This is a genomic window from Pseudomonas sp. GR 6-02 (assembly GCF_001655615.1).
Taxonomy (GTDB): domain Bacteria; phylum Pseudomonadota; class Gammaproteobacteria; order Pseudomonadales; family Pseudomonadaceae; genus Aquipseudomonas.
The window spans coordinates 6,428,769-6,447,461 of record NZ_CP011567.1 but is presented as its reverse complement, the minus strand read 5'-3'; the positions used below and the strand labels follow the sequence as shown (position 1 = coordinate 6,447,461).

15 protein-coding genes and 1 pseudogene are annotated in these 18,693 nt (G+C 60.2%); 8 read left to right on the top strand and 8 right to left on the bottom strand.

Features of this window, described 5'->3' with window-relative positions:
- Positions 1-4: 4 nt before the first annotated feature.
- Positions 5-361, bottom strand: a complete 357-nt coding sequence (locus PGR6_RS28735) for a hypothetical protein (protein WP_018927362.1) — start codon at positions 359-361, stop codon at positions 5-7.
- A gap of 27 nt (positions 362-388) precedes the next feature.
- Between PGR6_RS28735 and PGR6_RS28730 the strand changes: the two genes are divergently transcribed.
- Positions 389-1,354 (top strand): CobW family GTP-binding protein, encoded by a 966-nt coding sequence (locus PGR6_RS28730; RefSeq protein ID WP_064621162.1) that lies wholly within the window; start codon positions 389-391, stop codon positions 1,352-1,354.
- Positions 1,355-1,389: 35 nt separating this feature from the next.
- On the opposite strand, the gene PGR6_RS28725 is transcribed toward PGR6_RS28730, so the two are convergent.
- Entirely contained in the window at positions 1,390-1,803 is a 414-nt protein-coding gene (locus tag PGR6_RS28725) for a DUF3301 domain-containing protein (protein WP_064621161.1), read from the bottom strand.
- A 120-nt stretch (positions 1,804-1,923) separates the two neighbouring features.
- Between PGR6_RS28725 and pdxY the strand changes: the two genes are divergently transcribed.
- Entirely contained in the window at positions 1,924-2,796 is an 873-nt protein-coding gene (gene pdxY, locus PGR6_RS28720; RefSeq protein ID WP_018927365.1) for a pyridoxal kinase PdxY, read from the top strand.
- A gap of 80 nt (positions 2,797-2,876) precedes the next feature.
- Here pdxY and PGR6_RS28715 read toward each other — a convergent pair whose 3' ends face one another.
- Positions 2,877-3,359: an acyl-CoA thioesterase gene (locus tag PGR6_RS28715; protein WP_007934430.1), complete on the bottom strand. Its 483-nt coding sequence runs from the start codon at positions 3,357-3,359 to the stop codon at positions 2,877-2,879.
- Between the two features lie 204 nt (positions 3,360-3,563).
- Between PGR6_RS28715 and PGR6_RS28710 the strand changes: the two are divergent.
- Positions 3,564-5,326 (top strand): annotated as a pseudogene (locus tag PGR6_RS28710) (cation:proton antiporter).
- Positions 5,327-5,491: 165 nt separating this feature from the next.
- Here the strand turns inward: PGR6_RS28710 and PGR6_RS28705 are convergent.
- From PGR6_RS28705 to uvrD, 4 genes are all read right to left on the bottom strand, one after another.
- Positions 5,492-5,899, bottom strand: coding sequence for an SMI1/KNR4 family protein (locus PGR6_RS28705; RefSeq protein WP_007934432.1), 408 nt, complete (start codon positions 5,897-5,899; stop codon positions 5,492-5,494).
- A gap of 134 nt (positions 5,900-6,033) precedes the next feature.
- The gene (locus PGR6_RS28700) at positions 6,034-6,903 is read right to left on the bottom strand and encodes a Tim44 domain-containing protein (protein ID WP_064621160.1); all 870 of its coding nucleotides are present in this window, start codon (positions 6,901-6,903) and stop codon (positions 6,034-6,036) included.
- A gap of 179 nt (positions 6,904-7,082) precedes the next feature.
- Complete coding sequence (locus PGR6_RS28695; protein WP_018927368.1) at positions 7,083-7,523, bottom strand: EamA family transporter; 441 nt, start codon at positions 7,521-7,523, stop codon at positions 7,083-7,085.
- An 88-nt stretch (positions 7,524-7,611) separates the two neighbouring features.
- Positions 7,612-9,795 carry a DNA helicase II gene (uvrD, locus tag PGR6_RS28690; protein WP_007934438.1) on the bottom strand — a complete coding sequence of 728 codons (2,184 nt, stop codon included), beginning with the start codon at positions 9,793-9,795 and terminating at the stop codon, positions 7,612-7,614.
- Positions 9,796-10,054: 259 nt separating this feature from the next.
- Between uvrD and PGR6_RS28685 the strand changes: the two genes are divergently transcribed.
- The 3 genes from PGR6_RS28685 (at position 10,055) to PGR6_RS28675 (ending at position 14,358) form a co-directional block, all read left to right on the top strand.
- Positions 10,055-12,928 (top strand): EAL domain-containing protein, encoded by a 2,874-nt coding sequence (locus PGR6_RS28685; RefSeq protein ID WP_064621159.1) that lies wholly within the window; start codon positions 10,055-10,057, stop codon positions 12,926-12,928.
- A gap of 135 nt (positions 12,929-13,063) precedes the next feature.
- The gene (hexR, locus tag PGR6_RS28680) at positions 13,064-13,930 is read left to right on the top strand and encodes a transcriptional regulator HexR (protein WP_017850032.1); all 867 of its coding nucleotides are present in this window, start codon (positions 13,064-13,066) and stop codon (positions 13,928-13,930) included.
- 215 nt (positions 13,931-14,145) lie between these two features.
- On the top strand, positions 14,146-14,358 hold the full coding sequence (locus PGR6_RS28675) for a PA3496 family putative envelope integrity protein (protein ID WP_019020903.1): 213 nt from the start codon (positions 14,146-14,148) through the stop codon (positions 14,356-14,358).
- On the opposite strand, the gene PGR6_RS28670 is transcribed toward PGR6_RS28675, so the two are convergent.
- Positions 14,300-15,262, bottom strand: a complete 963-nt coding sequence (locus tag PGR6_RS28670; RefSeq protein WP_018927370.1) for a LysR family transcriptional regulator — start codon at positions 15,260-15,262, stop codon at positions 14,300-14,302. The genes PGR6_RS28675 and PGR6_RS28670 overlap by 59 nt on opposite strands.
- Before the next feature lie 190 nt (positions 15,263-15,452).
- Here PGR6_RS28670 and PGR6_RS28665 point away from each other — a divergent pair, with 190 nt between their 5' ends.
- Positions 15,453-16,868, top strand: coding sequence for an acetyl-CoA carboxylase biotin carboxylase subunit (locus PGR6_RS28665; RefSeq protein WP_018927371.1), 1,416 nt, complete (start codon positions 15,453-15,455; stop codon positions 16,866-16,868).
- Positions 16,869-16,879: 11 nt separating this feature from the next.
- Positions 16,880-18,688, top strand: a complete 1,809-nt coding sequence (gene oadA / locus PGR6_RS28660) for a sodium-extruding oxaloacetate decarboxylase subunit alpha (RefSeq protein ID WP_018927372.1) — start codon at positions 16,880-16,882, stop codon at positions 18,686-18,688.
- Positions 18,689-18,693: the final 5 nt, after the last annotated feature.

The window sequence follows — 18,693 nt, the reverse complement described above, 5'->3', positions numbered from 1 at the left end:
CAGCTCAAGGTTTGAGCCAGGTTCCCTGGCTCTGGGCTTCGCAAAACGGCTTCAGATACGCCGCATCGGTGGCCACGCCGTAATAGTGAATATCCTGCCGGTAAGGCATATTGGCGACTTGAGCGTTGCTGCATACCCCGAACGCGCCGGCGGGGCATTGGTCGACGTACTGCACCTCGACTTTCTGCCCGGCCAGATTCGGCTGGCAGAAGCCGTCGGCGAACAGTTTTTCCGGGATGTTGCGGTTCTGCTGGCAGACCTTCACGTCCAGCCGCTCAGCCGTACTATGTACCACGCAGGCCTGGGCCAGCGCTTCACCCGACATGAGCGCCAGAAGCAACGACCATCCCATCAACCGCATCCTTTACCTCCTCAGAAAACTTCGACCATGTTGCAGAACATTCCCACCCACGTCATCGCCGGCCCGCTGGGTGCCGGCAAGACCAGCCTGATCAAGCACCTGCTGGCGCAGCGGCCGGCCGGTGAGCGCTGGGCGGTGCTGATCAACGAGTTCGGCCAGATCGGCCTGGATGCTGCGCTGCTGACCCAGGACGTCGATGGTATCGCACTGGGGGAAGTGGCCGGGGGGTGTTTGTGTTGCGTCAATGGTGCGCCGTTTCAGGTCGGCCTCGGGCGGCTGCTGCGCAAGGCACGACCGGATCGACTGTTCATCGAGCCCTCCGGGCTGGGGCATCCGGCGCAGTTGCTCAGGCAATTGAGCGAGGCGCCGTGGCAAGGCGTCCTGGCGGTGCAGCCTTGCGTGCTGGTGCTGGACGCCCAGGCGCTCGCGGCTGGAAAACCGCTGCCAGCGGCGCAACTGCAAGCGTTGGACAGTGCCGGGTTGCTGTTGCTGAACAAGGCAGAAAGCCTCGACGACAGTGATCGCCAGCGAGTTGTCGCACAGTTGCCGTCGCGTCCTTTGTACTGGACGCAGCAAGCTGTCTTGCCGCTGAGCGAGTTACCGGGCCTCAAGGCTCAGGCTGTCGCGGGTGTGGATAACTTCATCGTGCCCAAGGGGCTGGCACAGATGCCGGCCATCTGGACTGACCCTGCGCAGCCGATTTGCTTGAGTCAGGCGCAAGAGGGTGGCTGGAGCGTCGGCTGGCGCTGGCATCCGAGTCAGACATTCGATGCCGTGCTTGTCGGAAAGTGGCTTGAGAGCCTTGAATGGTTGCGGGCGAAGCTGGTTATCCACAGCGTAGAGGGTTGGGTGTCGGCCAACGCGCTGAATAACTCGTTACTGGATTGGCAACCCAGCGAATGGCGAAGGGATTCGCGCATCGAGCTGATTTTCAGTGAAGTGCAGGATGTTGAGTCGCTGCAAAGAGATCTGGCCGATTGCCGGTCGGTTTGAAGATCAAAAAATCGCAGGCTGCGATCTTTTGATCTTCAGGGACGCCACTTGGTGTGTTCTTGCCGCCACTGGCTCAATTCAATCACCTCGGCGCTGGGTTTTGCGACTTCGACCACCGGCGGTGTGTCGTCGAATGGCATTGGGTAGGGCGCGAGCTCGATGTGTGCGCTATGGGCGCCGAACTGAGTGATGGTGCCGTTGTGGCGGGTTTCGCCGGTCACGGTAAATTCGAAGTTATACACACGGGCCAGGCGCCGACGGCCGTTGGCGTCTTTAATGAAAGCGATCTTCTTCAAGGCTACGTTGCCGTCCAGCAGCTCGATCCGCAGCTTGGCGCAATGCTGCTGAACCCGCTCCAGTGCGCGTTCGCGCAAGCCGTGGTTGTGCCACAGCCATGCGCCACCGGTGGCGAGCAGCATCAGCACGAAGATATTTCCTAGGGTCAGCATCAACAGGGTGCTCCAACAAGATAGTGTCAGCTTAACTGCGTCTCTGGTCTGTCGTACAGGCTGCGTTTAGTCGCATACTGCGCGGCTCGAATTTCAATCGGTTTATGGAAAACTCACCGCATGAAACGTACGCCCCATCTGCTCGCCATCCAGTCCCATGTGGTGTTCGGCCACGCTGGCAACAGCGCCGCGGTTTTCCCGATGCAGCGGGTCGGGGTGAACGTCTGGCCGCTCAATACCGTGCAGTTCTCCAACCACACGCAATATGGCCAGTGGGCCGGGGAAGTGCTGGCCCCGCATCAGATTCCGGAGTTGGTGGAGGGCATCGCGGCGATTGGCGAACTGGGCAACTGCGACGCCGTGTTGTCCGGCTACCTCGGCAGCGCGGCCCAAGGGCGGGCGATTCTGGCGGGAGTGGAGCGAATCAAATCGATCAATCCCAAAGCCTTGTACCTCTGCGATCCGGTGATGGGCCATCCGGAGAAGGGCTGCAGTGTTCCAGCCGAAGTCAGCGATTTCCTGCTGGAAGAGGCGGCGGCGTTAGCCGACTTCATGTGCCCGAATCAGCTGGAGCTGAACAGCTTCTCGGGGCGCAAGGCGCAGTCACTGTTCGATTGCCTGGCCATGGCGCGGGCGCTGCTGGCGCGCGGTCCGAAGGCGGTGTTGGTCAAGCATCTCGACTATCCCGGCAAACTGACGGATGGCTTCGAGATGTTGCTGGTGACCGCTGAAGGCAGCTGGCACTTGCGTCGGCCGTTGCTGGCGTTCCCGCGTCAGCCGGTGGGCGTTGGCGATCTGACTTCCGGGCTGTTCCTGGCGCGTGTGCTGCTGGGTGACAGTCTGCTGAGCGCCTTCGAATTCACCGCGGCGGCGGTGCATGAAGTGCTGCTGGAAACCCAGGCGTGTGCCAGCTATGAATTGGAACTGGTGCGGGCGCAGGACCGGATCGCCCATCCCCGGGTGCGGTTCGAGGCGGTAGCGATCAGTTTGTAATGGTGTGGCGGTAGAAAAGATCGCAGCCTTCGGCAGCTCCTGCGCGTCTGTGGGCGCTGCCCAGGGCGCGATCTTTTGCTTTAAGCGTCGCCCTTGATTTCCTGATAGCGCTTTTCCAGTTCCTGACGAATCTGCCGACGCTGCTGGGCCTGCATGTACCGACGCTTGTCTTCGCTGTTCTGCGGTTGCAGTGGCGGGACGGAGGCCGGTTTACGCTGGTCATCCACCGCGACCATGGTGAAGAAGCAGCTGTTGGTGTGGCGCACCGAGCGCTCGCGAATGTTCTCGGTCACGACCTTGATGCCCACTTCCATCGAGGTATTACCGGTGTAGTTGACCGAGGCCAGAAAGGTCACCAGCTCACCGACATGAATCGGCTCGCGGAAGATCACCTGATCCACCGACAAGGTCACTACGTAACGGCCGGCATACCGGCTGGCGCAAGCGTAGGCCACTTCATCGAGGTATTTGAGCAGGGTGCCGCCGTGGACATTGCCAGAGAAGTTGGCCATGTCGGGGGTCATCAATACCGTCATCGACAGCTGGGCGTTTCCGGGTTCCATAACGTACTCACGGGTTCAAGGCAGGGTTTGGGGGGGCACCTCTGTGGGTGCTTGTCGGTGTTTTTCAAACCAACAGTTATCGGGACGCCGGGCGGGGAGGCGCCGTCACGCCCGAAGCGATCTGTTTCCATATATTGCACCGTCTTTGCGCCGGAAGTCGTGGTGTTACCCTTCAAAAGCCCACCCCCGAAGGAGCCACACACCATGCATGCCATCAGTTTCATTCAGGATCTGGCAGTGATCATGTTGATTGCGGGTGTGGTGACCGTGCTCTTTCATCGTCTCAAACAACCGGTGGTGCTCGGCTACATCGTCGCCGGTTTCATTATCGGCCCGCACACACCGCCCTTCGGCCTGATCCACGACGAAGAAACCATCAAGACCCTCGCCGAGCTCGGGGTGATTTTCCTGATGTTCTGCCTGGGGCTGGAGTTCAGCCTGCGCAAGCTGTTCAAGGTCGGCGCCACGGCGTTTATCGCGGCTTTCCTGGAAATCGTCCTGATGATCTGGATCGGCTACGAAATCGGCCGCTGGTTCGACTGGAATACCATGGATTCGCTGTTCCTCGGCGCGATCCTGGCGATTTCCTCGACCACCATCATCGTCAAGGCGCTCAACGACCTGAAGATGAAGAACGAGCGTTTTGCGCAGTTGATCTTCGGCGTACTGATCGTCGAGGACATCCTCGGTATCGGCATCATCGCCTTGCTGTCGAGCATCGCCGTCAGCGGCACGGTCAGTTCCGGCGAAGTCTTTTCCACCGTCGGCAAGCTTTCCCTGTTCATGATTGTCGCACTGGTCATCGGTATTCTGCTGGTGCCGCGACTACTGGCCTATGTGGCGAAATTCGAAAGCAATGAGATGTTGCTGATTACCGTGCTGGGCCTGTGTTTCGGCTTCTGCCTGCTGGTGGTCAAGCTTGAATACAGCATGGTTCTCGGCGCGTTCCTGATCGGTGCGATCATGGCCGAATCGCGCCAGCTGCTGAAGATCGAGCAGTTGATCGAGCCGGTTCGCGACCTGTCAGTGCGATCTTCTTCGTCGCCATCGGCCTGATGCTCGACCCGATGATCCTGCTGCAATACGCCTGGCCGATTGCGGTGATCACTGTGGCGGTAGTGCTGGGCAAGATGCTGTCCTGCGGCCTTGGCGCGTTTATCGCCGGCAATGACGGACGCACCTCACTGCGCGTGGGGATGGGGCTTTCACAGATTGGCGAATTCTCTTTCATCATCGCCGCGCTGGGCATGACGCTGCAGGTCACCAGCAGCTTTCTCTATCCGGTGGCTGTGGCCGTCTCGGTGATCACCACGCTGTTGACGCCCTATCTGATCCGCGCGGCCGATCCGCTGTCGATCAAGCTTGCTGCCGTGATGCCGCAGCGCCTGGCTCGTGTGCTGGGGATGTATGGCGAATGGCTGCGCAGCATCCAGCCTCAGGGCGAGGGCGCGCTGTTGGCGTCGATGATTCGGCGGATTCTGTTGCAGGTGGGGGTCAATCTGGCGCTGGTGGTTGCGATCTTTTTATCGGGCGCCTTCTTCGCCGAGCGCATGTCCGTTTACCTGCAAGACTGGATCAGCGACCCGAGCTGGCAGAAAGCGTTGATCTGGGGTGGGGCGTTGCTGTTGTCGCTGCCGTTCCTGATCGCCGCCTATCGCAAGCTCAAGGCGCTGTCGATGCTGCTGGCAGAAATGGGGGTGAAGTCGGAGATGGCCGGCCGCCACACGCAGCGAGTGCGTCGGGTGATCGCCGAAGTGATCCCGATCCTCTCGCTGCTGGTGATTTTCCTGCTGCTGGCGGCCTTGTCGGCCAGTATTCTGCCGACCAACAAGTTGCTGGTGCTGATTGTCGTGGTCGCGGCTGGGATAGCGGCGCTGCTCTGGCGCTGGTTCATCCGCGTGCATACGCGGATGCAGGTGGCCTTGCTGGAAACCCTGGATAACCACAAGGATTCGGCCGAGCATTGAGCGTGACGAATCCCTGTAGCAGCTGCCGAAGGCTGCGTTCGACTGCGCAGCAGTCGCCAATCAGGCTACGAGGTGATTCAGGTTAACCGGGTGTCAGGGTTTACGACTGCTTCGCAGCCGAACGCAGGCTGCGCCAGCTGCTACAAAAAGTCGTGCAGGGTTAAATCAGCTTTCCAGCCAGACGTCCCGTGCCCAGTGCCAGACCGATTCCCAGGTTTCTTCGGCGAGTAACTCTTCTTCGGCCAGCCACAACACCACGGTGCCGTCTTCTTCGACGCAGTAGTAGTTGTCACCGTCCTGGCAGATCGGGATCAGGCTGCGATCAACACCAGCGTCCCAGGCGTTGGCGGCAACGTCCGGCAGGTAGGTGTGGGATTGCGGGTCGGTGACGGTCACCGGCTCCAGGCTGCCGTAGACAACATCGCTGACGGTCAGCAGAAATTCTCTGAATACGAAGGGAATGTCGATGAACAGTTGCTCTTCGATTTCTACCAGCAGATCTTCGTCGGGCAACTCCAAGGGGACCGGTACCGGTTCGTTGGCTTCACGCAGTTGTTCGATGATTTCTTCCACGTCCGGGATCCTCTTGCTTGATGGCGCGGTTTAGTTTGGGCGGTTTATACAGTAGCTCGCTATAGATGCAACCGTGAAATAGAAAACCCCGGCAGAGCCGGGGTTTTCATTACAGCATGCGAAACGCGGAGTTATCAGCTGTTCTGGCGGATACCTGCGACCAGCCAAGGCTGGTTTTCGCCTTGTGGACGTTCCATGTTCCAGCTTTCGCTGAACACTTCGCCCTGGTCGAAACGCGAGGTCTTCGACACGCCGCTGAAGGTCAGGGTGGCGATGGTCTTGTCCGCACGGTCATCAACGCCGTCCAGTTGTACCTGGAGGTTGTCGATGTAAGTCGACTGGAAGCCGTCGCCCAGGTCGGCACGTTCGCGCTTGAGGAACTCCAGCAGTTGCGGGGTCACGAACTCGGCGATCTTGTCCATTTCGTTGGCGTCCCAGTGCTGTTGCAGGGACTGGAAATGGTTGCGCGCGGCTTCAACGAAGCGCTGTTCGTTGAACCAGGCCGGAGCATTGATCACCGGACGGGCAACAGGTGCGGCCGAACCGCCGAAGATCGAACCCATGGCTGGCTTCTGCTCGAACACTTCACGTTGCATCGGCGCGCCGGCCGGAGCCATATGCTCCTGCTGTTTGCGACGACGAGCGGCAATGAAGCGGAAGACCAGGAAGGCGATGACCGCCATGATCAGGATGTCGAAGAACTGCATGCCCTGGAAGCCGCCGGCCATGAACATGGAAGCCAGCAGGCCACCGGCCGCGATACCGGCCAGAGGGCCGAGCCAACGCGAAGCACCGCCGGCCTTGGCGGCAGCGCCAGCGGCACCGGCCGCGCCGGCAGTGGCGGCTGCACCGCCCACGCCAGGAGAAGAAGGAGCCATTTGGCTGGTCTGGTGAGTCGGCGCAGCGCCGACACTCTTGCCGCCACCAAAGCGCTTGGCGTTGGCGTCCAGGCTCATCGTCAGGCCGATGCACAACGCCATGGCGATGCTAAGAAAACGTTTCATAAAGGGAATTCCCATTTGTGGATGGCACGCGCGCCATGTTGCACAGCTGAAGTGTTACTGGCTAGCGGCAGAGTGTTTCGGGCTTTTGCCTGACAGGTTGTGTTCAGCTTCAGTCAGCGCAATAAGGCCTGTTAGCGTTAGTCTGTAGGACGAGTGGATAGCTTCTGTAGGAAGGATGCTTAGCGCCGCAGCGCCAGCATGACGACACCGGCCGTAATCAGGCCGATTCCGCTCCATTGGCGCAGGTCGAGTTTTTCACCCAGCAGGATTACGCCGAGCACCGCCACCAGCACCACGCTGAGCTTGTCCACCGGAGCGACCAACGAGGCCGGCCCCAGTTTCAGCGCGCGGAAGTAGCAGATCCACGAGGCACCGGTGGCCAGTCCCGACAGCAGCAGGAACAGGTAGCTCCTGGCCGAGATCGATCCTAATGACTGATATTGGCCCGTGGCGTACAAAATCAAGGCCAGGCTGACCAAAACCACCACCGTGCGCAGCAGCGTGGCGAAGTCCGAGTTAACGTTTTCGATGCCGATTTTGGCGAAAATCGCGGTCATGGCGGCAAACGCCGCCGACATCAGGGCCCAGAATGTCCAGGAAGAAAAGAAACCCGAGCCCATGTTTTTGCGCCTTTTATAAGATCAATCTGAAACACAGAACCTTGTGGGAGTGAGCAGGCTCGCCCCCACAGTAAATCACTGGCAGGTTTTAGATCGCTTCCAGCTTGGCGTAACCGAGCATCAGCCACTTGCTGCCTTCGCTGAAGTTCACCTGCACCCGCGCTTGAGCACCGGCGCCTTCGAAATTCAGGATCACACCGTCGCCGAACACCGAATGCCGCACAGTCTGGCCGAGGCTGAACCCGGTGTCCGGGATCTCGCTGCCGCCGAACAGGCTGCTGGAACTCTGCTGCTGGCCTCCGCCGAACGGACGGCTGACACTGTTGGACAGTCGCACTTCCTGGATCAGGCCTTTCGGCACTTCACGTACGAAACGCGACACCTTGTTGTAGGTCTCGCTGCCGTACAAGCGTCGGGTTTCAGCATACGTCAGCACCAGGTTCTGCATCGCCCGGGTGATACCGACATAGGCCAGACGACGCTCTTCTTCAAGGCGACCGGGTTCTTCCAGGCTCATTTTGTGCGGAAACAGGCCTTCTTCCATGCCCACCAGGAACACGTAAGGGAATTCCAGGCCCTTGGCGCTGTGCAGGGTCATCAACTGAATGCTGTCTTCGTGCTCGTCGGCCTGGGTGTCCCCGGCCTCCAGCGAGGCGTGGCCGAGGAATGCCGCCAGTGGCGATTGCTCTTCGTCCTCTTCCGGGTTTTCGAAGTTGCGCGCGGCGCTGACCAGTTCCTCAAGGTTTTCTACCCGGGCCTGGCCTTTCTCGCCTTTTTCCGCCTGGTGGTAGGCGATCAGCCCCGACTGCTCGATGACGGTCTGGGTCATCAGGTGCAACGGCATTTCCATGCACTTGGCGGCGAGGTTCTCGATCAGCTCCATAAACGCCCCAAGTGCACCGGCAGCGCGCCCGGTCAGGCCCTTGTTGGCCACCAGCTGACGCATGGCTTCCCACATCGACACGTCGCTGTGGCGCGCATGATCGCGAATCGCTTCGACGGTTTTTTCGCCGATGCCACGGGCCGGAACGTTGATCACCCGCTCAAGGGCCGCGTCGTTGCCACGACCTTCCAACAAACGCAGATACGCCATGGCGTTCTTGATTTCTGCCCGTTCGAAGAAGCGCTGACCACCATAAATGCGGTACGGGATGCGCTCGCGCAGCAAGGCTTCTTCCAAAACGCGCGATTGGGCGTTGGAGCGGTACAGAATCGCGATATCACTGCGAGCCAAGCCGGTTTTCAGCGCGCTTTCAATGGTTTCAACCACGTAGCGTGCTTCATCGTGTTCGTTGAACGCGGCGTACAGATTGATCGCTTCGCCTTCGCCACCATCGGTCCACAGCTCTTTGCCCATGCGCCCGGTATTGTTGGCGATCAGGGCGTTGGCGGCCTTGAGGATCCCGGCGGTGGAGCGGTAGTTCTGCTCCAGACGAATGATCTCGGCATCCGGGAAGTCGTCGGAATACTGATAGATGTTCTCGATTTTCGCGCCGCGCCAGCCATAGATCGACTGATCGTCGTCGCCGACCACCATCAGGCTGTCGCCACCCTTGGCCAGCAGACGCAGCCAGGCGTACTGCACGGCGTTGGTGTCCTGGAACTCGTCCACCAGAATGTGCCGGAAGCGCTTCTGATAATGGGCGAGCAGCCCCGGGTGGTCGCGCCACAGATCGAGGGCGCGCAGCAGCAGTTCGGAGAAGTCGATGACGCCGGCACGCAGGCACGCAGCCTCGTAGGCTTCATAAATGCTGCGCATGGTCGCCAGGAACAGATCGCCGCTGGCTTGAATATGTTGTGGACGCAGACCTTCGTCTTTCTGCCCGTTGATGAACCACTGGGCCTGCCGGGCCGGCCAGCGTTGCTCGTCCAGGCCCAGCTCACGGATCACCCGCTTGACCAGCCGTTGCTGGTCGTCGCTGTCGAGAATCTGGAAGGTCTGGCTCAGGCCCGCCTCTTGCCAGTGCGCCCGCAATAAGCGGTGCGCCAGGCCGTGGAAGGTGCCGACCCACATGCCGGCCGGGTTGATACCCATCAGCTGCTCGATGCGATGACGCATCTCGGCAGCGGCCTTGTTGGTGAAGGTCACCGACAGAATGGAGTGGGGCGAGGCGTTTTCGACCTGGATCAACCAGGCGATACGGTGCACCAGCACTCGGGTTTTACCGGAGCCAGCACCGGCCAGGACCAACTGACGACCCACGGAGGCAGCTACGGCCTGGCGTTGGGCATCGTTGAGGGAGTTCAGCAGAAGGGAGAGATCATCGCGCATCGGGGCATTCTAGGGTGCGCCGTCACACCGGGCAAACCGAGCTTTGCATTAGCCGATGAAAGAAGCATCGACGATGACCGGTTGGTCACTGGCTGCAAGCAGGGGCGGGGCTCGCCTGGCGGCTTTTACCCCGGATGCGGGCGACTAAAACTTTTGTCTATTTTATGACCTGAGGCAGTTTGGTCCGGGCATTTGCTTGTGTATGCTCCGTCCACAATTCGGGCTCGCATGCTCAACTATAAGAACAAGAACATCGCCTATGACCCTCAGCTCCGACCTGTCGGGCCCCTCCGTGGAGCCTCGGGCTATCCGCAAACAGTACGCCATGGAGATGGCGGTCGAACGCACGCGTCTGCTGTACCAGGGCTCGCTCTTGCCGACGCTTTTCATGTTGATCAACGGTCTGGTCTGCGCCGGGTTGCTCTGGAGCCCGCAACGCTACTTCGTGGTCAGTGTCTGGCTGGTCTGGTTATTGTCGCTGGTGGCGTTGCGGGTGATTCAGGTCGCGGCCTTCGATTCGGCGATTCCCAACCGTCAGGCCCATCCGATCTGGCGTCGCATGTTTCTGCTCGGTTCGGCGATGACCGGCCTGACCCTGGCCGGTGCCGGCATCGCGCTGGTGCCCGCTGACAATTTCATCCAGCAAGCCTGGGTATTCGGTCTGATCGGCGCCGCAGCCCTTTCGGCCAGCGTCGCTTATGCGGTCAGCCTGCCAGCATTTCTATCCTTTACCTTGCCCTGTCTGTTGCCCGCCATCGGCTATCTGTTCTGGGGCGGCGATGAACAGGAGCAGGGCTGGGGCTGGTTCGGGCTGATTCTTCTGGGCTCGTTGAGCGTGGTCGCCTGGCAGGTCAATCGGTTGATCGATCAGGGTTTGTTGCGGCGTTTTCAAAATCAGGCGCTGATCGAACACTTGCAGCAAGCGCAAAGTCGCAGCGAGCAACTCAATCACGAACTGGCCAAGGAAATCGACCAGCGTCGTCGCGCCGAAGAAGAATTGCGCGAAACCCAGGTCGACCTTGAAAACCGGGTTGCCCAGCGCAGTCTGGAGCTGGATGCGGCCAACCAGGCCTTGAGCAAGAGCGAAGCGCGGCTGGCGCTGGCGTTGAAAGCGAGTGAACTCGGTTTGTGGGACTGGAACCTGCAGACCGACGAAGTTCATCACACTCAGCTCCAGGAGTTGTTCGGGCTGGAGCCGGAATACGTGACGGCAATGCTCCGCCACCTCAAGCCGAGGCTGCATCCCGACGACTTGCCAGCGCTGAAGCGGGCGCTGGTCGAGCATTTGAAGGGCCGCACCGAGGATTATCAGATCGAGTACCGCGTTCGGCATGGCGATGGCCATTGGGTCTGGATCGAGGACCGTGGTCGAGCGGTCGAGCGTAGTGAAAATGGCCGGGTGATCCGCATGGTCGGCACCCGCCGCGATATCAGCGCCAGCAAGCACCTGGAAGAACAGCGCCAACTGGCGGCGACGGTGTTCGAGGCGGCCAGCGAAGGCATCGTGATTTTCGACCCGAATTACGCACTGATCGCGGTCAATCAGGCTTTCAGTCGGGTAACTGGCTATGAAATCGATGACATGCTCGGGCGCAACGTGGTCGATTTGCCCTGCAGCCGCGACGCCCGTCGGCATTACGCGGCGATTCGTCAGGCGCTGGAGCAGCACGGTAGTTGGCAGGGCGAGTTGGTCGAGACCCGCAAGAATGGCGAGTTGTATCCGCAGTGGCTGCAACTGAATGCCGTACGCGATTTGCGGGGAAATGTCAGTCATATCGTCGGCTTCTTCGCCGATCTGTCCGCTCGGCGTGAATCCGAAGAGCGTATGCGCTACCTCACCCATTACGACGAGCTCACGGGGCTGGCCAACCGTTCGTTATTCCGTGAACGACTGAGCGAGGCTCATCAGCGGGTGCGTCAGGGCGGTCGGCGCAGCCTGGCGCTGCTGCACATCAATCTGGATCGCTTCAAGTTGCTCAACGACAGCCTCGGCCACGAAATCGCCGATCAGCTGTTACAGAAAATGGCCCGGCGGTTGGTCAATGCGTTGCCGGAAGCGGACACCATCGCCCGGTTGTCCGGCGATGAATTTGCGGTGCTGTTCGACGCCTACGGCAACCTGTCGAGCCTGGCGCGCGTGGCGACCCGATTGTCGACCAAGCTGCGTTTGCCGATCACTGTCGAGGGGCATGAACTGGTGATGAGCGCGTCCATGGGCATCAGCCTGTTGCCGGACACCGCACGGGAGATTTCCGCGCTGGTCAGCCAGTCGAACATGGCCATGCAGCATGCCAAACACTTGGGCGGCAACAACTTCCAGTTCTACACCGACAGCCTGCAGGCCAGCACGCTCGAGCGTTTGCAGCTTGAGAACCAATTGCGCAAAGCCATCGAAGAAAAGCAGTTGAAGGTGTTTTATCAACCGAAACTCTGCCTCGCCACCGGTCGGCTGAATGCTGCCGAGGCGTTGGTGCGCTGGGATCACCCGACCCTGGGTCGAGTGCCGCCGGGGGATTTCATTGGTCTGGCCGAGGAAACCGGACTGATCAACGCTATCGGCGAGTTCGTATTACGTCAGGCCTGCTGGCAAGCCTGCGAATGGCAACGTCAGGGGCTTGAGCCGATTCGGGTGTCGGTCAATCTGTCGGTGCATCAGCTGCGTCAGGGGAAACTGGTCAGCCTGGTGCGCCAGGTGCTGGAGGAAACCGGTCTGGCGCCGCACTATCTGGAGCTGGAACTTACCGAAAGCCAGTTGCTGGACAGCGTCGAGCACATCATCGCGACCTTCCAGCAATTGCGCGATCTGGGGGTGAAGCTGGCGATCGACGATTTTGGTACCGGGTATTCGTCTCTGAGCTACCTCAAACGTATTCCTGTGGATTACGTGAAGATCGATCAGGCATTTATCCGTGGGCTGGGAGAGAGCAGCGAGGATGCGGCGATTACCCGGGCGATCATTGCCATGGCCCACGGCCTGTCGTTGAAAGTGGTGGCCGAAGGCGTCGAACGGCCGGAGCAGCTGGAGTTTCTGAAGGTCGAGCATTGCGATGAAGTGCAGGGTTATTGGATCAGCCGTCCGGTTGAGGCTGCAGACCTGGCTGAGCTGTTGCGCGCGGACGAAAAAACCTCGTAGGTGCTACATGGAGCATATGTCGCGTGATATGGGGACATTGAGTTACGCATTGAGCAGGCAAAAAGCCGATTCATGTAGTATAACTACAAGCGTGCTACATCCCCGGCACCTGCCAATGACAAAGAGTCCAGCCCCTTGAATCTGCTGCAACACATCGCCCAGTCACGCCACCTGTTACGCAAGTCGGAGCTCAAGGTCGCCGACCACGTGCTGCTTGATCCTGCGGCGGTGATGCACAGTTCCATGGCCGACCTGGCCCACAGCGTAGGCATCAGCGAGCCGACCATCGTGCGGTTTTGCCGCGCCATCGGTTGTTCCGGGTTCCAGGATTTGAAACTGAAGCTGGCGCAGAGCCTGGCGGCCGGCGCGAGCTTCGGGCAATTCGCGATCCATGAAGACGATTCGGTTGCCGACTACAGCCTGAAAATCTTCGACACCACCCTGCACACCCTGATGGAAGTTCGCGAGAAACTTGACCCGGTAGCGTTGCAGAAGGCCGTGACCGCGATGTCCCAGGCCCAGCGTGTCGAGTTCTACGGCTTCGGTGCGTCGGGTGCGGTGGCGGCGGATGCCCAGCACAAGTTCTTCCGTTTGTTGCTGACTGCGGCGGCGTATTCCGACCCGCACATGCAGGCGATGTCGGCGGTGACCTTGAAGCCGACCGACGTGGCGATCTGCATTTCCCAGTCCGGTCGCTCAAAGGACCTGTTGATCACCGCCAACCTGGTGCGCGAAAGCGGCGCCACGCTGATCACCCTGTGCCCGAGCCAGACACCGTTGGCCGAGCTGTCGACCGTTAACCTGGCGATCGACGTGCACGAAGACACTGAAATCTACACGCCGCTGACGTCGCGCATCGCCCACCTGGTAGTGATCGATGTGTTGGCGATGGGCGTGGCCATGGCCCGTGGGCCGAGCCTGGTCAATCACTTGAAAAGCGTCAAGCGCAGCCTTCGCAGCTTGCGGTTGTCGCCAAAGTCAGTAAAAGCGCTGGACGATTGATTCTGGCTGCAATTGTGGCGAGGGAGCTTGCTCCCGCTCGGCTGCGCAGCAGACGCAAAATCTTAGGGCTGCTTTGCGACCTAGCGGGAGCAAGCTCCCTCGCCACAGGTTCGCGGTCAGCCAGTGAGTTTCATCGTTCTGTAACCCTCCCGCCGCCAAACCGTCATCCCTCGCGCCTATCTTGAAACTCCCGTACTCGCCTTGGGAGACTCGAAATGGCCCAGCCCTACGAAGAACGCAACAGCGCCGTCAAAACCCGTCGTCAGCAAGAAGACCAGCGCCGCATGGAATTTCGCCGCGCCATCGAAGATCGCTGCGAGCGCCGCCAGCTTCTGGCCGAAATCGGCGAATTTCCCGACGACCTCGAACTCAACTACTGGCAGGCAGCACCGGTAACTTCCCGTCGAAACGCTCAACCAGTGCGCTGATTTGCGCTCGTTCGCTGCGGATAAACGCAAGGAATGCGTGGGCCACCGGCGATAGCCGTTTGGCCTTGGCCTGCACCAGGCACCAGCTACGCAGCAGCGGCAGCTCTTCGACCGGCAGCTCGATCAGGCCACCGGTCGCCAACTCAAGGTTCAGGGCGTGGCGCGTCAGCAGCGCCAGGCCCAGACCCGCCAGCACGCATTCACGCTGAGCTTCCGCCGAGGCGACCTCCTGGGTCTGGGTGAAGTGCACGCGCTTCTCTTTGAAATACTCCTCGCAGGCCAGTCGCGTGCCGGAACCGGGTTCGCGCAGCAGCAGCGTGTAGGGTTCCAGATCCTGCAAGCGCAATGGACCCATGTGGCACAGCGGATGATCCGGTGGCGCCACGGCTACAATCGGGTTGTTGAGGAACGGCAGGAATTCCAGCCCCATGTCCTGGGGGACCATCGACATGATCACCAGATCATCGCGGTTATCCGACAGGCGCCGGATGACCTGGCCACGGTTGACCACCGTCAGGTGCAGGTTCACTTCCGGGTGCTGGCGCTTGAACGCGGCAAACAGATGCGGCACGAAATACTTGGCGCTGGACTCCACCGCCAGTTTCAGCTGACCTTGCAATGAGCCTTGCATGTCCGACAGCTGCATATCGAGGTTTTCCAGGCGCCCGAAAATGTCCCGGCTGGCGCGCTGCAGCGCTTCGGCCGCCTCGGTCATGTAGAGTTTTTTGCCGACATAATCGAACAAGGGCTGACCGATCAGCTCTTCAAGTTGACGAATCTGTAGGCTCACGGCAGGTTGTGTGAGAGACATTTCGTCGGCAGCGCGGCTGTAGGACCTTAAATCGCACACCTCATTGAAGATCTGCAATTGACGCAATGTCATACGCATCAATGACTTACGCATTTTCTATAAATCCTGAGCGAAGGTCGATGACTCAACTATAAGTCTTTGCTTATGTCTGACCCAATTATTATTCATTTTTGTTAATCCCTTGCGACAGCTAGTGTGGAGCTGCGACTGAATTGAAACATTTGGTCACGCGTCGACCTGTCTAATCGGGTCGTGGGTGCCACCGGCTCAAGGGAACCTCCAAGTGATAAAAAAGATCCTGATTGCCAACCGTGGTGAGATTGCCGTACGAATCGTGCGCGCCTGCGCCGAAATGGGCATTCGCTCGGTCGCGATCTATTCCGACGCCGACCGTCATGCTTTGCATGTGAAGCGTGCGGACGAGGCCCACAGCATCGGTGCCGAGCCATTGGCCGGCTACCTGAACCCGCGCAAGCTGGTGAACCTGGCGGTGGAAACCGGTTGCGATGCGTTGCACCCCGGCTACGGCTTTCTTTCGGAAAATGCCGAGCTGGCGGACATCTGCGCCGAACGCGGAATCAAATTCATCGGCCCGTCGGCGGAAGTCATTCGCCGCATGGGCGACAAGACCGAAGCGCGCCGCAGCATGATCAAGGCCGGCGTGCCGGTCACACCGGGCACCGAAGGCAACGTGTCGGGCATCGAAGAGGCCCTGACCGAAGGCGACCGCATCGGTTACCCGGTGATGCTCAAGGCTACCTCCGGTGGTGGCGGCCGCGGCATTCGTCGTTGCAACAGTCGCGAAGAACTCGAACAAGCCTTTCCGCGAGTGATTTCCGAAGCCACCAAGGCTTTCGGTTCGGCGGAAGTGTTCCTGGAAAAATGCATCGTAAACCCGAAACACATCGAAGCGCAGATCCTCGGCGACAGCTTCGGCAACGTGGTGCACCTGTTCGAGCGTGACTGCTCGATCCAGCGTCGCAACCAGAAGCTGATCGAGATCGCTCCGAGCCCGCAACTGACTCCGGAACAGCGCGCCTACATCGGCGACCTGTCGGTTCGTGCAGCCAAGGCCGTGGGTTACGAGAACGCCGGTACCGTGGAGTTCCTGCTCGCCGAGGGCGAGGTGTACTTCATGGAGATGAACACCCGGGTGCAGGTGGAACACACCATCACTGAAGAAATCACCGGCATTGACATCGTTCGCGAGCAGATCCGCATCGCATCCGGTTTGCCGCTCTCGGTGAAACAGGAAGACATCCTGCACCGTGGTTTCGCGCTGCAGTTCCGGATCAACGCCGAAGACCCGAAAAACAACTTCCTCCCGAGTTTCGGCAAGATCACCCGTTACTACGCGCCCGGCGGTCCCGGCGTGCGCACCGACACAGCGATCTATACCGGCTACACCATTCCGCCGTTCTACGATTCGATGTGCCTGAAACTGGTGGTCTGGGCGCTGACCTGGGAAGAGGCGATGGACCGTGGCCTGCGGGCCCTCGACGACATGCGTCTGCAAGGGGTCAAGACCACCGCCGCGTACTACCAGGAAATCCTGCGTAACCCGGAATTCCGTAGCGGCCAGTTCAACACCAGCTTCGTTGAAAGCCACCCTGAACTGACCAACTACTCGATCAAGCGCAAACCCGAAGAGCTGGCCCTGGCCATCGCCGCCGCCATCGCCGCCCACGCAGGCCTGTGAGGAATAGAACAATGAGCAAACAAATCCACGTTACCGACACAATCCTGCGCGACGCCCATCAATCGCTGCTCGCCACCCGCATGCGCACCGAAGACATGCTGCCGATCTGCGACAAACTCGACAAAGTCGGTTACTGGTCGCTGGAAGTCTGGGGCGGTGCGACCTTCGACGCCTGCGTACGCTTCCTGAAAGAAGACCCGTGGGAGCGTCTGCGCCAACTGCGCGCCGCGTTGCCTAACACGCGCCTGCAAATGCTCCTGCGTGGCCAGAACCTGCTGGGCTACCGCCATTACAGCGACGACGTGGTCAAAGCCTTCGTCGCCAAGGCCGCGGTCAACGGCATCGACGTGTTCCGTATCTTCGACGCCATGAACGACGTGCGTAACCTGCGCGTGGCCATTGAAGCGGTGAAAGCTGCCGGCAAACACGCCCAGGGCACCATCGCCTACACCACCAGCCCGGTGCACACCATCGAGGCTTTCGTGGCGCAAGCCAAGCAAATGGAAGCCATGGGTTGCGACTCGGTGGCGATCAAGGACATGGCCGGTCTGCTGACCCCGTACGCCACGGGTGAACTGGTCAAGGCACTGAAGGCCGAGCAATCGCTGCCGGTGTTCATCCACTCCCACGACACCGCCGGCCTGGCTGCGATGTGCCAACTCAAGGCCATCGAAAACGGCGCCGACCATATCGACACCGCGATCTCCAGCTTCGCCTGGGGCACCAGCCACCCGGGCACCGAATCGATGGTCGCCGCCCTTAAAGGCAGCGAGTTCGACACCGGCCTGAACCTGGAGCTGCTGCAAGAGATCGGCCTGTACTTCTACGCCGTGCGCAAGAAGTACCACCAGTTCGAAAGCGCGTTCACTGCCGTCGACACTCGCGTGCAGGTCAACCAGGTTCCGGGCGGGATGATTTCCAACCTGGCCAACCAGTTGAAAGAGCAGGGCGCCCTGAATCGTATGAGCGAAGTGCTGGCTGAAATCCCGCGCGTTCGCGAAGACCTCGGCTTCCCGCCGCTGGTGACCCCGACCTCGCAAATCGTCGGCACCCAGGCGTTCTTCAACGTGCTGGCCGGCGAGCGCTACAAGACCATCACCAACGAAGTGAAGCTTTACCTGCAAGGCGGCTACGGCAAGGCGCCGGGCACTGTGAACGAAAAGCTGCGTCGTCAGGCCATCGGCAGCGAAGAGGTGATCGACGTGCGTCCGGCCGATCTGCTCAAGCCGGAGATGACCAAGCTGCGTGCCGAAATCGGCGCCGTAGCCAAGTCTGAAGAAGACGTGCTGACCTACGCCATGTTCCCGGACATCGGCCGCAAGTTCCTCGAAGAACGCGCAGCCGGCACCCTGACACCGGAAGTGCTGCTGCCGATTCCGGAAGCAGGGGGTGTGGCTTCGGCCGGTGGTGAAGGCGTGCCGACCGAGTTCGTCATCGACGTTCACGGCGAAACCTACCGCGTCGACATCACTGGTGTGGGCGTCAAGGCTGAAGGCAAACGCCACTTCTACCTGTCCATCGACGGCATGCCGGAAGAAGTGGTGTTCGAACCGCTCAACGAATTCGTCAGCGGCGGCAGCAGCAAGCGCAAGCAAGCCACTGCACCGGGCCACGTCAGCACCACCATGCCGGGCAACATCGTCGACGTGCTGGTCAAGGAAGGCGACACCGTGAAAGCCGGCCAGGCCGTGCTGATCACCGAGGCGATGAAGATGGAAACCGAAGTCCAGTCGGCCATCACCGGCAAAGTCACCGCCATCCACGTGGCCAAGGGCGACCGGGTGAACCCGGGCGAGATCCTGATCGAGATCGAAGGCTGAGTTAA

Excerpts from the sequence above, each read along its gene's own strand:
- PGR6_RS28735 (WP_018927362.1), bottom strand. The coding sequence starts at position 361 with ATGCGGTTGATGGGATGGTCGTTGCTTCTGGCGCTCATGTCGGGTGAA.
- PGR6_RS28730 (WP_064621162.1), top strand. The coding sequence starts at position 389 with ATGTTGCAGAACATTCCCACCCACGTCATCGCCGGCCCGCTGGGTGCC.
- PGR6_RS28725 (WP_064621161.1), bottom strand. The coding sequence starts at position 1,803 with ATGCTGACCCTAGGAAATATCTTCGTGCTGATGCTGCTCGCCACCGGT.
- pdxY (WP_018927365.1), top strand. The coding sequence starts at position 1,924 with ATGAAACGTACGCCCCATCTGCTCGCCATCCAGTCCCATGTGGTGTTC.
- PGR6_RS28715 (WP_007934430.1), bottom strand. The coding sequence starts at position 3,359 with ATGGAACCCGGAAACGCCCAGCTGTCGATGACGGTATTGATGACCCCC.
- PGR6_RS28700 (WP_064621160.1), bottom strand. The coding sequence starts at position 6,903 with ATGAAACGTTTTCTTAGCATCGCCATGGCGTTGTGCATCGGCCTGACG.
- PGR6_RS28695 (WP_018927368.1), bottom strand. The coding sequence starts at position 7,523 with ATGGGCTCGGGTTTCTTTTCTTCCTGGACATTCTGGGCCCTGATGTCG.
- uvrD (WP_007934438.1), bottom strand. The coding sequence starts at position 9,795 with ATGCGCGATGATCTCTCCCTTCTGCTGAACTCCCTCAACGATGCCCAA.
- PGR6_RS28685 (WP_064621159.1), top strand. The coding sequence starts at position 10,055 with ATGACCCTCAGCTCCGACCTGTCGGGCCCCTCCGTGGAGCCTCGGGCT.
- PGR6_RS28675 (WP_019020903.1), top strand. The coding sequence starts at position 14,146 with ATGGCCCAGCCCTACGAAGAACGCAACAGCGCCGTCAAAACCCGTCGT.
- PGR6_RS28670 (WP_018927370.1), bottom strand. The coding sequence starts at position 15,262 with ATGCGTAAGTCATTGATGCGTATGACATTGCGTCAATTGCAGATCTTC.
- oadA (WP_018927372.1), top strand. The coding sequence starts at position 16,880 with ATGAGCAAACAAATCCACGTTACCGACACAATCCTGCGCGACGCCCAT.